Below are 14,438 nucleotides of genomic sequence, written 5' to 3' on the forward strand. Positions count from 1 at the left end.
ACCGGGACATGACCGATACCGATCCGCTGGTCGCTGCCATCGCCGAGCGCTGGGCCCACGTTCAGGCCCGCATCCATGCCGCCGCCGCGGACGCGGGCCGCGATCCGGCCCGCGTTCGGGTGGTGGCGGTCAGCAAAGGCTTCGGGATCGACGTCGTCCGCGCCGCGCGCCGCGCCGGACTGGAGCGGTTTGGGGAGAACCGAGTGCAGGAAGCCGAGGCCAAGGTCGTCTCCGTGCCCGACGTGGAGTGGCATCTCGTCGGCCACCTGCAGGCGAACAAGGCGCGGCGGGCGGTGGTCATGTTCCCGTGGCTCGGGGCCATCGATTCGGTGGCCCTGCTGGAACGAATTGACGCCCTCGCCGACGAGCTGCGCCTGCGGCCACGGGTCCTGCTCCAGGTCAACCTGACCGGATCGGCGTCCCAGCACGGTTTCGGGCTGAGCGCGCTCGGATCCGGAGGCAGCGACCGCGCGGGGCTGGCCCGGTCGATGGCCTCGATCCGGGCCGCGCGGGTTGAGGGCCTGATGGGGATCGGTCCCCTGACGAGCCGGGTCGACGCCTCTCGTGCGGCCTTCGCGCGGCTCCGCCAGCTCCGCGATGAGCTTGAGCAGGAGACGGCCCAACCTCTGCCCGAGCTCTCGATGGGCATGAGTGCGGACCTTGAATCCGCGGTGGCCGAAGGAGCGACCCTGGTCCGTGCCGGGACGGCGCTGTTCGGGGAGCGGCCGATCACCGACTGACCGCAATTCCGGGCGCGTTCAGGGCGCTGCTATTCTGGCCCGGTGGCAGGGGTCCTCATCACCTTCATCAAGCTGCTCAGCACCCTCCTCTGGGTGCTGATCCTGGCCCGGGTCCTCATCAGCTGGACCAATCCGCGAGGCGGCGGCCCGGTGACGGCGTTCGTGTACCAGTTCACCGAGCCGATCCTGGCGCCCATCCGCCGCCTGATCCCGCCCACGTCGGGGATCGACTGGTCGCCGCTGATCGCGATGTTGATCCTGTCCGTCGTCTCGCGCGTCGTCTACGCCCTCTGAGACGCGCCCTGTGGGAGCCGATCAGGGCGTCGCTATACTGGCCGTCCCCCGGTGGGCGATTAGCTCAGCTGGTTAGAGTGCACGGTTCACATCCGTGAGGTCACTGGTTCGAATCCAGTATCGCCCACCACCCCTACGCTGAGCCGCTGAGACCCGACCGATGCGGTCACTCCTCGCTCGTCTGCGCCGCGTCCGCATTCTCGAGCCGCTCGCCGAGCGCGACTTTGCCCTCCTGACCGTCGGCGCGTTCATCTCGCTGCTCGGCGACGGCTTCTTCTACGTCGCGCTGGCCTGGCAGGTGTACGAGATCAGCAACGTGCCCACCGCCCTGTCGCTCGTCGGCCTGGCGTGGACCCTTCCGCTCTTGTTCTTCGTCCTGATCGGCGGCGTGTTCAGTGACCGATACGACCGCCGCTGGCTGCTGATCGGCGCCGATCTGATTCGCGCCGCGGCGATTGGGACGCTCGGTCTGCTGTCCGTGTCCGGCGTACTCGAGCTGTGGCACGTGGTGGCCCTCATCGCGTTCGTCGGGCTGGGCGACGCCTTCTTCAACCCGGCCTCGACCGCCATCGTGCCCGACCTGCTTCCCGAGGAGCTGCTGCCGCAGGCCAACGCCCTGCAGGGATTGGTGCGCCCGCTGACCGTGCGCCTGGTCGGACCCGCGCTCGGCGGCCTGACGGTTGCGGTGGTTGGGCCCGGGACCGCGTTTCTCATCGACGGTGGCAGCTTCATCGTCTCGGCTGTATCGGTGGCGGCCATCGCGCCGCGGCCACGTCGAGAGGTGGTCAGTCACGGCGTGCGCCAGACCCTGGTCGAGATGCGCGAAGGCCTGGCATACGTCCGTGCCACGCCATGGATCTGGGCGACGCTCATCTCGGCGATGTTGGCCTTGCTGGTCTTCATCGGCCCCGAAGAGGTGCTGCTCCCATTCCTGGTCAAGAACCGGCTGGAGCTGGGGCCCGACGCCCTGGGCGCAATCTTCGCGGCGGGCGGGGTGGGGGCGGTGTTGATGGCCATCGTGGTCGGTCAGGTTGGGCTGCCGCGCCGGCGGGTGACCGCCATGTACGCGTCTTGGTCGGCTGGCGTGCTCCTCATCGCCGGATTCGGGCTCATGACCGAGCTCTGGCATGCGCTGCTCCTGTCGGCGGCCGGCGCGGCGCTGTTCGAGGTGGGGTCGATCATCTGGCTCACCATGCTCCAGCAGCTGGTGCCGCGCGAGCTGCTGGGGCGCGTCTCGAGCCTCGACTGGCTGGTCTCCATCGGCCTGGTGCCAGTCTCCTTTGCGCTCACGGGCCCGGTGGCCGGCGTGATCGGGGCCGAGGCCACGCTGGTCGTGGGCGGCGTGGTTGGCGCGATCCTCATGGGCGGGCTGCTCTTCTATCCCGGCGTGCGGGATCCCGAGCGGGAGCCGGCGCCGAGCGGGGTCGCCGACGCCACCCAACCAACGGCAACCTCTGGCGTCCGGGATCCCTGAGATGCGGGTCGCCATCTTCGGTGAGTCCTACCTGCCCCATCTTTCCGGGGTGACGGTCTCGACCGAGGCGCTGGCCCGCGGTCTGGGCGCCCTGGGCCACCAGGTCCTGCTCGTCGTGCCGAATCCGGGGTCAGGATCCGATCCGGGGACCGCGGGCGCGCCCGGGCCCGACCCCGAGACCGCATGGCTGCCGTCCTACCACCTGCCTCCGGCCCCGCCGGGCTACCGGATGCCGGTGCCGCTGCCCTCTGCCGCGCTGCGACGGGCGGTGGCGTTCGCGCCCGACGTCGTCCACGCCAACTCGCCGTTCACCTCGGGGATCATGGCCCGCGCGGTGGCCCGGCGTGCCGGCGCCCCGCTGGTGTTCACGCATCACACCCGCTTCGCCGACTACGGCCACTACCTGGGGCCTCTGGCCGGCGTCTCGAGCCGGGTGACCGATGCCTGGCTGGAGGCCTGGTGGGCCGGCTGTGCGGCGGTAGTGGCTCCGTCGGAAGATCTGGCTGTCGAGATCCGCGCCGCGCTCGGGCCTCGTCCACGCCCGCTGGTGCGGATGATCCCCACCGGCGTCGACGTGGCGGGCATCGCGGCATTGCCGGAGGGCCATCCGCGCCGGCTGGCCGGGTGGCCCCACGACAGCATCGTCCTGGTCAGCCTGGGGCGCGTGGCGCGGGAGAAGAGCCCCGAGGTGCTGGTCGACGCGTTTGTCCGAGCCGCCCGCCGGCGGCCGAGGCTCCGCTTGCTGTTCGTCGGCGGGGGACCCGCCGAGGACGCGCTCCACGCCCGCGCGGCCGAGGCCGGGATGTCAGGGCGGGTGCACATCACAGGCCTGCTGCCGCGGGACGAGGCCCTGGCCCTGGTGAAGGCCAGCGACCTGTTCGTCTTTGCCTCGCAGACCGAGACCCAGGGCCTGGTCCTGGCCGAGGCTCTCGCGGCCGGGCTGCCGGTGGTGGCCGTCGCGGGACCTGGGCTCGCGTCGACCATCCGGCCCGGCATCGATGGCGAATTGGTGCCTGCCGAACCAGGAGCCACCCGCGCTGAGCGTCTGGGGGTCGTCGCCGGCGCCCTGGCCGGGGATCGGCGGCGACAAGAACGCATGGCCGCCCAGGCCCGAGAGGGCGCGGCACGCTTTGACGCTCGCACCCGGGTGGCCGAGGTCGCCGGGCTCTATCTCGAGCTCCTGGCGGGCCGCCGATGACCGGGCTTGCGGCCGGGGAGGCGCCGACTACAATGCCGTGACATGCGTGCCCGCCTGTTCGGCCTCCAAGCCGTCATCCAATTCGAACCCTCCCGGCCGGCAGCGCGCCGCGACCGATTCGGTCTGACCCGCGTGACCACTGTCTACCACCGCCCACTCCGCGACCGGCGGACGACCGCCACCGTGCACGCGCTGCGCTGCCAGACCAGCCGGTACCGCTTTCCGGATCTTGGCCGCCTGGCCGCTCATCGGGCTCGCCGATCCCCGCTCCCGCTCGGCCTTCACCGCGCGCATCGCGCCTAGCGCCGCGCGTGGCCGTCAAGCGCAACGCGCGCGCCACTTCGGCTGGTGGCGTCGTCTATCGGCGCACGCCGGCCGGACCCGAGATCGTCCTGGCCCACCGCCGTTCCCCGGCCCTGTGGGCGCTGCCCAAGGGCACGCCGGCGCGCGGGGAGTCGCTCGAAGAGACGGCCTTGCGCGAGACGGCGGAGGAGTCCGGCCTGGCGGTGGAGATCGAGGAGCCCCTGGGCGCCATCAGCTACGTCTTCGTTCGCGGGTCCACCCGCTACTTCAAGACCGTCCACTTCTTCCTCATGTGCCCCGTCGGCGGTGACCTGGCCGATCACGACCACGAGTTCGACGACGTGCGCTGGGTCCCGTTGTCGGAGGCGCTGCGACTGATGAATTACCCCACCGAGCGGAGCGTGGTCGAGCTGGCCGAGCGCGCGCTGGCCGAGCGCGCGCTGGCCGCAGCCCAGGAATCGACCGCCCAGCCCGCCCGATGACCGCCGCCGATCTGCGGCGGACCCCGCTCGACGCGGTGCACCGGGCCCTAGGGGCTCGGATGGTCGCGTTCGCCGGCTATGAGATGCCGATCCGGTACACCTCCGAACTTAAGGAGCACCGCACCGTCCGCTCCGCGGTCGGCCTGTTCGACCTGTCCCACATGGGCGAGATCGGGCTGACCGGGCCCGACGCGCTGGCATTCGCCCGCTTCGCGCTGGTCAATGACCCCGGGACGTTGGAGCCGGGTCAGGCCCAGTACTCGATGCTGTGCGCCCCCGATGGCGGCGTCATCGACGACGTGATCGTGTACCGCACCGACCCCGGCTACCTAGTGGTCTGCAACGCGGCCAACCGCGACACCGTGGTGAGCCATCTCGCGGCACTCCGCGCCGGCGCGGAGCTCGACGTCGGAGTGGAGGATCGGTCCGACCGGACCGCGCTGATCGCCCCCCAGGGCCCCCGGGCCGCCGAGCTGTTGGCAGGCCTGACCGATGTCGACCTGGATACCATCGGGACGTATCGGTCCGCGCCCGGGCAGGTGGCGGACGTGCCGTGCCTGGTGGCCCGCACGGGCTACACCGGCGAGGACGGCTTCGAATTGTTCTGCGCGGCGCAGGACGCCCAGCGGCTGTGGGAGGCCGTCTTCCAGGCCGGTGGCCGCTTCGGCCTGCTGCCATGCGGACTGGCCAGTCGAGACACGCTGCGGCTGGAGGCCGGCATGCCGCTGTACGGTAACGAGCTCGGTCGCGACGTGAACCCGTATGAAGCCAACCTGGGCCGCGTGGTCAAGCTCGACAAGGGCGATTTCGTGGGCCGCGCGGCGCTGGCGGACATCGAGCGCGAGGGACCCCGCCGCCGCCTGGTGGGACTGGTCATGCAGGAGGAGGGGATCGCTCGACACGGGTATCCGGTGGTCGAGGCGGCGGGCACGCACCAACCTACCGACATCGGCGTCGTGACCAGCGGCAGCGTTTCGCCCACCCTCGGTCAGCGGATCGCGCTGGCGCTGGTCCGCAGCGACGCGGCCGAGATCGGCGGTGGCGTGGCGGTGATGATCCGCGGGCGACCCTGCCGGGCCGAGCAGGTAAAGTTGCCGTTCTATCGACGCCCGCGCCCCACTGAGGAACGGACCACTTGACGCTGCCCGACGACCGACGGTACTCGCGCGAGCACGAGTGGATCCGGCTCGAAGATGGGGAAGGCGTGATCGGGCTGACCCGGTTCGCGGCCGATGAGCTGGGCGACATCGTCTACGTCGAGCTGCCTGCCGCGGGCGCGACCCTCACCCAGTTCGCGAGCTTCGGCGTGGTCGAGTCGGTCAAGGCGGTGAGTGACCTGTTCGCGCCGGCCAGCGGCGCGGTCGTCGCCGTGAACGAGGAGCTTCGAACCCGACCCGAGTTGTTAAACAGCGATCCCCACGACGCGGGTTGGATCTGCCGGATCAAGGTCGCCGACCCAGCCGAGCTCGACGCCCTGCTGGAAGCGCCCGCCTACGCGGAGCTGGTCGGGAGCGAATGACCTACTCCCCGCACACGGACGCCGACCGAGTGGCCATGCTGGAGGCCATCGGGGTGGCGTCGGTGGACGACCTGTTCGCCGACATCCCCGAATCCGTGCGGGCCACCCGCTTCGACCTTCCGTCGCCCCTGACCGAGCAGGAGGTGCGGGCCGAGCTGTCGCGCCTGGCAGGGCGGAACCGGATCCCGGAGGTGTCGTTCCTCGGTGCGGGCGCGTATCGGCGCCTCATCCCGGCCGTCGTGGACGAGGTCGTCGGACGGGCCGAGTTCGCGACCGCCTACACGCCCTACCAGCCGGAGGTCAGCCAGGGGACGCTCCAGAGCATCTACGAATTCCAGTCCCTCGTCTGCGAGCTGACCGGGATGGAGGTCGCCAGCGCCAGCCACTACGATGGGGCGACGGCGACGGCCGAAGGGGCACTGATGGCATGCAGGCTCACCGGCCGGCATCGGGTGGCGGTCTCGCGGGCGGTCCATCCCCAGGTGCGCCGCGTGCTCGAGACCTACTGCTCGGGCCCCGGCGTGGAGGTGGTCGAGGTTCCGGCCGACCTGTCCGAAACCGGCTCCGGGCTCACCGACCTGGCCGCCGTCCGCAGCCTGGTCGGCGACGACGTCGCGTGCCTGGTCGTCCAGGAACCGAACTTCTTCGGCCTGCTCGAACCGATGCCTGAGCTGGCTGCGGCGGCCCATGCGGCGGGAGCGCTGGTCGTGACCCTGGTCGATCCCGTGAGCCTCGCCCTGCTCGAGGCTCCCGCCCGCTACGGCGCCGACATCGTGACTGCCGAGGGACAGCAACTGGGCATCCCGCTCGCGTTCGGCGGACCGTATCTGGGGCTCATGGCGGCGCGGATGAGCGCCGTTCGGCAGCTGCCCGGACGGTTGGTGGGCGCCACTCGGGACGCAGCCGGGCGCCGGGGATACGTGCTCACCCTGCAGGCCCGCGAGCAGCACATCCGTCGCGAAAAAGCCGCCAGCAACATCTGCACCAACCAGGCGCTGTGCGCCCTGGCCGCCACTGCGTACCTGTCGGCGGTCGGTCCCGAGGGCCTGCGGGAAGCTGCCGAGCGCTCGACGATCCAGGCCCGCCACCTGGTGGCCACGCTCGAGACGGCCGGCATCGCCGCCCGCCGGTTCACGGCGCCGTATTTCAGCGAGGTTGCGCTGCGCCTTGCCGATGCCGGCGCGCGACATGCCGAGCTTGTCGATCAGGGCATCCTGGCCGGCCTGGTGCTCGAGCCCGAGTACCCCGAGCTGCCCGACACGCTGCTCCTGGCCACGACCGAGCTGACGACCGACGAGGACATCCGGCGGCTGGCCGCCGCCCTGGGAGCCGCGTCGTGAGCGCCGTGGGAGAGCGGTCCACGACCGACGCCTCCGGCCGAGGAGCGGCGTTTCACTCCCCGCCGGCGGGGGAGGGGCTCCGGGTCGTGGAACCGACCCTGTTCGAGCGGTCCCGGCCGGGGCGGCGCGCCGTTCGATTCCCCGCTCCGTCTGACGCGGCTAGTACAGCGGCCGCCAGCCAGCCGCCGATCCCCGATGCCGCGCGCCGCACCGCACCCCTTCGCCTGCCGGAGGTCAGCGAGCTCGAGCTGGTTCGCCACTTCAACCGCCTGAGCCGGCTGAACCACGCCATCGACATTGACTTCTACCCGCTCGGGTCGTGCACCATGAAGTACAACCCCAAGCTGAACGAATGGGCGGCCCGCCTGCCGGGGCTGGCCGGCTCGCACCCGCTCGATCCTGGACCACTCAGCCAGGGCAGCCTGGAGCTCCAGTGGCTCCTGGCCGAGCTGCTGCGTGAGATCGGGGGCTTCGCCGCCATCAGCCTCCAGCCCGCGGCCGGTGCCCACGGCGAGCTGACCGGGATGCTCATGACCCGGGCGTTCCACCGGTCGCGCGGCGAGGGCGACCAGCGGCGGGTCGTCCTCGTGCCCGACAGCGCCCATGGCACCAATCCGGCCACCGCCAGCATGGTGGGCTTCACGACCCGAACCGTCCCGTCCAACGCCCGGGGCGGCATCGACCTCGACGCGCTGCGGGGCGCACTGGGGCCCGACACCGCGGCGCTCATGATCACCAATCCGAGCACGCTGGGGATCTTCGAGGACCAGATCGAAGACGTTCTGAGCGCGGTTCAGACGGCGGGTGCCATCGCCTACATGGACGGAGCCAACCTGAACGCGATCCTCGGCCGCTTCCGCGCCGGCGAGGCGGGATTCGACGTCATGCACTTCAACCTGCACAAGACGTTCAGCACGCCGCACGGAGGCGGGGGACCGGGAGCTGGACCCATCGGGGTCAGCCCGCGCCTGGCGCCCTTCCTGCCGGGGCCCCTCCCCCAGCTGGTCGATGGCGACCCGGCCACGGTGCTGGCCAATGCGTGGTCCGGCCGCTCGACGCCGGACGCCCGGTTCGCACTCGAGGCTCCTGGCGCGCGGCCAACAGCCATCGGGCAGGTCCGGACGTTCGGAGGCAACTTTGGCATGCACCTGCGTGCGTACGCGTACATCCGCGCCAACGGCGCGGCCGGCCTGCGCCAGGTCACCGAGGACGCGGTGCTGGCCGCCAACTACGTCCGGGTCCGGCTGGGCGACACGTACGAGCTGCCGTTCGACCGCATCTGCAAGCACGAGGTGGTCTTCAGCGCGCGGCGCCAGAAGCGCGAGCATGGTGTGAGCGCGCTCGACATCGCCAAGGCCATCCTGGACGAGGGCATCCACCCGCCGACCATCTACTTCCCCCTCATCGTCGAGGAGGCGCTTATGATCGAGCCCACCGAAACGGAGACGCGCGAGACGCTGGACCGATTCGTGACGATCATGCGGGACATCGCCGAGCGATCAGCGCGCGATCCGGAAACTGTTCGACAGTCGCCGCGCTTCACGCCCGTGGGCCGCCTGGACGAGGCCGCCGCGGCCCGCCAGCCCGACCTGGCGTGGCCCTTTCCGGAGGCCGATCGAACCGGGGCCACACTCAGCGGGTAGTATCTTCACCGATCCGGGCACTGAGCAGCACGGAGAGCGAGTGGTCGACCCACAGGTAATAAGTCTCGTCGAGCGGATGCAGTCGGGCGACCTGCAGGCGTTCGAGGAGTTCTTCCAGACCTACCAACGCCCGGTCTACCTGACCGCGATGGCGATCACGCGCGATCCGTTCCTGGCCGAGGAGATCCTCCAGGACTGCTTCGTCAAGGCCTATCGCGTCCGCCACCGCCTGCGGACCGATGTATCGCCGCTCCCCTGGCTGCAACGCGTGTGCACGAACCTGTGCTACAGCCGGCTCTCGCGGCGCCGCGCGCCCCTCGAGCCGCTGACGGACCTCATCGGCAACCTCGCGCCCGACCTGTCCGCCCGCCCCGACCAGGTCGTGGAGTCGCGAGAGATCGTGGACGTCCTGCAGCGCGGCATCGATGCCCTCCCGCCGAAACAGCAGACCGCGATCATCCTGTACTACCTGCACGGCTACAGCCTGGCGGAGGCGGCCGAGATCGCCGGCTGCCAGGTGGGCACCATGAAGTCCCGCATCCATTACGCCCTGCGCGCGTTGCGTGTGCTCCTGCCGGTCGAGCGCCGCGCTCCCCTGCCTCGCCGCGCCCGGCTGGCGGACGAGCGGAGGACCTGAGCGTGGACTGCCGGCGTGCTGCCCGCGAGCTGATCGAGTTCTTCCGCTTCGGCGAGCTCGACGCTCGCTCCGCGCCGCATCTCGAGCACCTCGAGGTGTGCCTGGCCTGCCGCCAGGAAGTCGGCCTGGACCGCGAACTGGTCATCCAGCTGCACCGCGCCCTGGCGGCGCGCATCGATGGTCACGCCCCCTCGCCCGACGCGTGGCTCGAGATCCGCCGCCGCGCTCTGGAGGAGGAGCCGCCGCGTTGGCGCCTGCGCTGGCGCCTGCGCCTGCAGCCCCTATCTCGCCTCGCCCTCGTTGGAGGTACCGCAATCGTCCTGCTCGCCCTCGTGGCGCCGGCCGGCCTGTCGCCCTTCCACGTCCAGCCCGAGCTCGTGTATCGCGAGCCGACCTGGCAGAACTTCGAGGAAGCGGCCTCTGGCGAGCTGGTGGATCCGTACGCTGGGCGCTGGTGGCTCAGGTATGCGACGCTGGCACCCTCTGCATTGGCCACTGGATCGCTGGCCACGGTGGACCCCTGGGAGCAGTTGGTGACACCGTCACGACGTTCGAGCGGGGCCGTCCATTGAACGTGCCCCGGCCCAGGGTGCCAGAAGCGCAACTCATGGGGAGCGCTGTCGCCTGAACCTCGGCGGGCTGGCGCGGGTAGTTCAAGTGGTACCGGGTGTCCGGATGTCGCCGTGCGCGTCGCGCACAATTCCTTGACGACCACGGTCGCCGCGGGCCATGATTGGTGGGCTTGCCGCGGGCGCCGCCCAACGGCGTGACGCCGGTGCGCCCCGGTCTTGCTATGCACGATTAGGGAGAGGAGGGCCAGCCGAGCGACGATCGCTGAACGTCGTCATGGCTTGAATGCTTCGAGCACATGGCGATCGAACCGAACGCCGCTATCCCGCGGCAAATTTCAATAGGCAAATTTCAATAGTCGCCGAAAAGGCGAAAGGAAATGTGTATGTGGTTCAAGAAGACCATGGGCGTCGCAATGGCGCTCATGCTTCTGCTGGCAGCTTGCCAGGCGTCCGCTTCAGTGTCGCCGGGCGAGAGCGGTGCACCGGCCAGTGAAGCGCCGGCCGTCCCGCAGGTTCTGCACACCGCCCTCGGCACCGAACCGCCGTCGCTCGATCCCAATGTGGCGACCGACAGCGAGTCGATCCAGGTGCTTCGATCAATCACCTATCCGCTGGTCTACTTCGACGTGGAACTGAACGTCGTTGATGGCATGGCGTCGTACGAGATCAGCGAAGACGGCCAGACCATCACCTTCACCCTGAAGGACGGCTACGCCTACAGCGATGGCCAGCCCATCGTTGCGGGTGATTTCGCCTACAGCTGGCGGCGCTTGATCGACCCCCGCACGGCATCGGAGTACGCGTACGTCCTCGACTACGTCGAGGGTGGCGTCGAGCTTCGAAACGCCGATCCTGAGGTCGATGACATCGACGCCATGCTCGAAGCATTCGGCGTAGAGGCACCGGACGAGAGCACGTTCATCGTTCACCTCGCCCAGCCGGCTGCGTTCTTCGTCTACGTCGCCACCATGTGGCTGACGGTCCCGCTTCGCGAGGACATGGTGTTCACCGAGGCCGAAGGCTACATTTCTTCGGGCCCGATGATGCTCACCGAGTGGAACCACAACGCGAACGTCGTCTTGGAGCCGAATCCGAACTGGGGAGGCGAGCTCGTGACTCTCGAGCGCATCGAGATGGCGGTCATCGCTGACCAGGCGGCGGCACTCGCGGCGTATGAAGCGGGTGACATCGACATCACCGCTCCTCCTGCGGCGGAGATCGCCCGCATCGAGGACGATCCCGAGCTGGCCCCGGATGTGTTCCGAGGCAACAACCTGGGGATCGAGTACTACGCCTTCGACCTCAAGGATCCGAATGGGCCATTCGCACGTTCGGCTCTGTTGCGGCGGGCGTTCCATGAGGCCGTCGACAAGGACTCCATGCTCCAGGTGGCGTTCGGAGGCGTCGGGCTCGTCGCGAATAGCGTCGTGCCGCCCGGCATGCCGGGCCACCAGGATGAGGTGTTCCTGCCGTTCGACCTCAAGCAGGCTCAGGCCGACTTCCAAGCCGGCTTGGACGAGCTCGGCCTCGCGTCGGCAGCCGACCTGCATCTGCAGATCGGTTACAACACCGGCAGCACTCACGAAAGCCGGGTCGAATTCCTGCAGCAGCAGTGGCGCGACGCCTTCGGTGTCGAAGTCGAGCCTGTTGGCATGGAGTTCGGCACCTACCTCGACCGGTTGAGCAGCGATCCGTTCGACATCTTCCGGCTTGGGTGGAGCGCGGACTTCCCGCACCCCCAGAACTTCCTCAACGACCTGTTGGGCTGCGGAAGCGGCAACAACAACAGCGGGTACTGCAACGAGGAAGCTCAGGCACTCATGGCCGAGGCGGCCGTGAGCCCGGCACTCGAGGACCAGGTTGCCCTGTACAACCAGGCCCAAGAGATCATGATGGCGGACTCGCCGATGATCACCCTCCGCTGGGGCTCGTTCTTCACCCTGGTCAAGCCGTGGGTCCAGAACCTGGGCATCACCCCGCTCGACTCGGATGCTGGCGAGCACTTCTATGCGTGGACGACCATCGCCCCGCATGACTAGCGCACGCTCCGTTTGAGTTGAACTGAACGTCGGGCGGGCCGGCCACCGGCCCGCCCGACGGCCACGGCAGCCGAGGACTATTCTTCGGAGGCCGTGGCCGTCGGGAAACAGACGGCAGAACGACAGGGAGGGGTAGACGTGCTCGCATACGTCGTCCGGCGGATGCTGTGGATCATCCCGGTCCTGTTCTTCGTGTCGGTCATCACCTTCTCTCTGATGCACGTCGTCCCGGGTGGCCCGTGGTCCCGCGAGAAGAAGCTTCCTGAGGCGACGGTCCGTCTCCTGAACGACAAGTACGGCCTGGATGAGCCGATCGTCGCCCAATACCTGAACTGGGTTGGTCCGCTCCACATCGAGGACGGCAGCGTGGCGTGCTGTGGCGGCATCCTGGCCGGCGACCTGGGTCCGTCGTACAAGTACATCGATCGGTCGGTCAACCAGATCATCGGGGATGGGATCCTGACCACGATGCAGCTCGGGCTCATGGCGTTCCTGCTGTCGGTGGTCATCGGCCTCCCGCTGGGCATCATCGCCGCCCTCGGGCACAACAGGCTGCCCGATTACGCGGCCACCTTCATCTCGGTGCTCGGCATCTCCACGCCAACCTTCGTGTCGTCGATGCTCCTCATCGTCGTCTTCGGCGTCGTCCTCGGCTGGCTGCCCGTCAACGCGTTGAAATGGGACTCTGACCCCACGGCCTGGATCATGCCCATCATTGCGCTCGCGCTGTTCCCGATCGCCCAGATCGCTCGCTACACGCGGGCGTCCATGCTCGAAGTGACCCGGCGTGACTACGTGCGCACCGCCCACAGCAAGGGTATCGGCCAGCGCACCATCGTCATCGTCCACATGGTGCGCAACGCACTGATCCCGGTCGTCACCATCCTGGGCCCCGTCCTCGCCTTCCTCATCACCGGCTCGTTCATCATCGAGTACATCTTCAGCGTGCCCGGCATCGGCCGCGAGTACGTCTCGAGCATCACCCAGCGCGACTACGGCCTGATCATGGCCCTGAGCATGTTCTACGCTGTCACCATCGCGGTACTGAACCTGGTCGTCGACGTCCTGTACGCCTACATCGACCCGCGGATCCGTTACAGCTAGATCCCCTACAGCTAGGAGCCGAGTCAGGCATGACCGAGCAGACGGGCGCGATTGAAGCTGGTCTGGCGCTCGAGCGAAGGAAGAGCACCGGGCTGTGGGGGGACGCGTTCCGTCGGCTGCTCCGCAACCGCCTCGCAATCGTGGGCGGACTCTTCGTCATATTTCTCGCCCTGACCGCCGCAATTGGGCCGATGGTCACGCCGTTTGATTACTTCGAACAGCACACCCAGGAGGTCATCTCCAATAACAATCGGCCCCTGACGCCGATGCAGGAGATCGAAGGCGGCGACCACGTTCATATCCTCGGCACCGACAACCTCGGCCGAGACATGCTGAGCCGCCTGATGGACGGGGCGCGGATCAGCATGATGGTGGCCCTCGTGGTGCAGGCGGTGGTGCTCTTCATCGGAATCCCGGTCGGCGCGGCGGCAGCCTGGTTCGGCGGCCGCATCGACACCTTCCTGATGCGCATCACCGACGTCGTGTACGCGTACCCGGACCTGCTGTTCATCATCCTGCTGGGGGTCGCGTTCCGCGAGACGTTCTTCGGCAAAGCGCTGGACGGCCTGCTGCTTGTCTTCGTGGCGATTGGCCTCACCAGCTGGGTCACCATGGCTCGGCTGGTCCGCGGCCAACTGCTGAGCCTCAAGGAGACCGAGTTCGTCGAGGCCGCCAAGGCGATCGGCGTGTCCGACCGACGCATCGTGACCAGGCATCTGCTGCCGAATGCGCTCGGTCCGATCATCGTGGCCGTCACGTTGGGCATCCCCACCGCCATCCTGGCCGAGGCTACCCTGGCGTTCATCGGGATCGGGGTCCAGGCGCCTCGCGCCAGCTGGGGCAGCCTGGTGGCCGACGGACAGGCCTACCTCCGGTCCTTCCCGCACATGGTGCTCTTCCCGGCCATCGCCATCGCACTGGCCCTCATCAGCTTCACCTTCCTGGGGGACGGCCTCCGCGACGCGCTCGACCCCAAGCTGAAGGGGAAGCAGTAGGTTGACCGTCAGCGACCCACAGGCCCCGCCCGGAGGCGCCGCCGTCACCGAGCTCCCCGACTCGATCGAGATCACGACCGAGGAGGGCCGGCGGCTCG

Annotated in this window: 15 protein-coding genes and 1 tRNA gene; all 16 read left to right on the forward strand. The window is 69.1% G+C overall.

The window, feature by feature from the left end; translation table 11 throughout:
* The first annotated feature begins 8 nt into the window (after positions 1–8).
* The 16 genes from AABM41_05855 to AABM41_05930 all read left to right on the forward strand — a co-directional run bounded on the left by AABM41_05855 (position 9) and on the right by AABM41_05930 (position 14,340).
* A complete protein-coding gene (locus tag AABM41_05855) occupies positions 9–740 on the forward strand; it encodes a YggS family pyridoxal phosphate-dependent enzyme (GenBank protein ID MEK6191832.1) in 732 nt (243 codons plus the stop codon).
* Positions 741–782: 42 nt separating this feature from the next.
* On the forward strand, positions 783–1,034 hold the full coding sequence (locus tag AABM41_05860; GenBank protein MEK6191833.1) for a YggT family protein: 252 nt from the start codon (positions 783–785) through the stop codon (positions 1,032–1,034).
* 53 nt (positions 1,035–1,087) lie between these two features.
* A tRNA-Val gene (locus tag AABM41_05865) sits at positions 1,088–1,164 on the forward strand.
* A gap of 30 nt (positions 1,165–1,194) precedes the next feature.
* Positions 1,195–2,508, forward strand: a complete 1,314-nt coding sequence (locus AABM41_05870) for an MFS transporter (protein ID MEK6191834.1) — start codon at positions 1,195–1,197, stop codon at positions 2,506–2,508.
* 1 nt (position 2,509) lies between these two features.
* On the forward strand, positions 2,510–3,706 hold the full coding sequence (locus tag AABM41_05875) for a glycosyltransferase (protein ID MEK6191835.1): 1,197 nt from the start codon (positions 2,510–2,512) through the stop codon (positions 3,704–3,706).
* 42 nt (positions 3,707–3,748) lie between these two features.
* Positions 3,749–4,009 carry a hypothetical protein gene (locus AABM41_05880; GenBank protein MEK6191836.1) on the forward strand — a complete coding sequence of 87 codons (261 nt, stop codon included), beginning with the start codon at positions 3,749–3,751 and terminating at the stop codon, positions 4,007–4,009.
* A gap of 8 nt (positions 4,010–4,017) precedes the next feature.
* Positions 4,018–4,491, forward strand: a complete 474-nt coding sequence (locus tag AABM41_05885) for an NUDIX hydrolase (protein ID MEK6191837.1) — start codon at positions 4,018–4,020, stop codon at positions 4,489–4,491.
* Positions 4,488–5,630: a glycine cleavage system aminomethyltransferase GcvT gene (gene gcvT / locus AABM41_05890; GenBank protein ID MEK6191838.1), complete on the forward strand. Its 1,143-nt coding sequence runs from the start codon at positions 4,488–4,490 to the stop codon at positions 5,628–5,630. Before AABM41_05885 ends, gcvT begins: the two co-directional genes overlap by 4 nt.
* On the forward strand, positions 5,627–6,010 hold the full coding sequence (gene gcvH, locus AABM41_05895) for a glycine cleavage system protein GcvH (GenBank protein MEK6191839.1): 384 nt from the start codon (positions 5,627–5,629) through the stop codon (positions 6,008–6,010). Before gcvT ends, gcvH begins: the two co-directional genes overlap by 4 nt.
* Entirely contained in the window at positions 6,007–7,350 is a 1,344-nt protein-coding gene (gene gcvPA / locus AABM41_05900) for an aminomethyl-transferring glycine dehydrogenase subunit GcvPA (GenBank protein ID MEK6191840.1), read from the forward strand. Before gcvH ends, gcvPA begins: the two co-directional genes overlap by 4 nt.
* The gene (gene gcvPB, locus AABM41_05905) at positions 7,347–8,993 is read left to right on the forward strand and encodes an aminomethyl-transferring glycine dehydrogenase subunit GcvPB (GenBank protein MEK6191841.1); all 1,647 of its coding nucleotides are present in this window, start codon (positions 7,347–7,349) and stop codon (positions 8,991–8,993) included. The genes gcvPA and gcvPB overlap by 4 nt, the downstream gene beginning before the upstream one ends.
* A 40-nt stretch (positions 8,994–9,033) precedes the next feature.
* Entirely contained in the window at positions 9,034–9,630 is a 597-nt protein-coding gene (locus AABM41_05910) for an RNA polymerase sigma factor (GenBank protein ID MEK6191842.1), read from the forward strand.
* Positions 9,631–9,632: 2 nt separating this feature from the next.
* Entirely contained in the window at positions 9,633–10,202 is a 570-nt protein-coding gene (locus AABM41_05915) for a hypothetical protein (GenBank protein ID MEK6191843.1), read from the forward strand.
* A 383-nt stretch (positions 10,203–10,585) separates the two neighbouring features.
* Positions 10,586–12,241 carry a peptide ABC transporter substrate-binding protein gene (locus tag AABM41_05920; GenBank protein MEK6191844.1) on the forward strand — a complete coding sequence of 552 codons (1,656 nt, stop codon included), beginning with the start codon at positions 10,586–10,588 and terminating at the stop codon, positions 12,239–12,241.
* A 93-nt stretch (positions 12,242–12,334) separates the two neighbouring features.
* Positions 12,335–13,345, forward strand: coding sequence for an ABC transporter permease (locus AABM41_05925; protein ID MEK6191845.1), 1,011 nt, complete (start codon positions 12,335–12,337; stop codon positions 13,343–13,345).
* A 29-nt stretch (positions 13,346–13,374) separates the two neighbouring features.
* Positions 13,375–14,340, forward strand: a complete 966-nt coding sequence (locus AABM41_05930; GenBank protein MEK6191846.1) for an ABC transporter permease — start codon at positions 13,375–13,377, stop codon at positions 14,338–14,340.
* Positions 14,341–14,438 lie beyond the last annotated feature (98 nt).

This window comes from Chloroflexota bacterium (assembly GCA_038040195.1).
In the GTDB taxonomy this organism is placed as follows: domain Bacteria; phylum Chloroflexota; class Limnocylindria; order QHBO01; family QHBO01; genus DASTEQ01.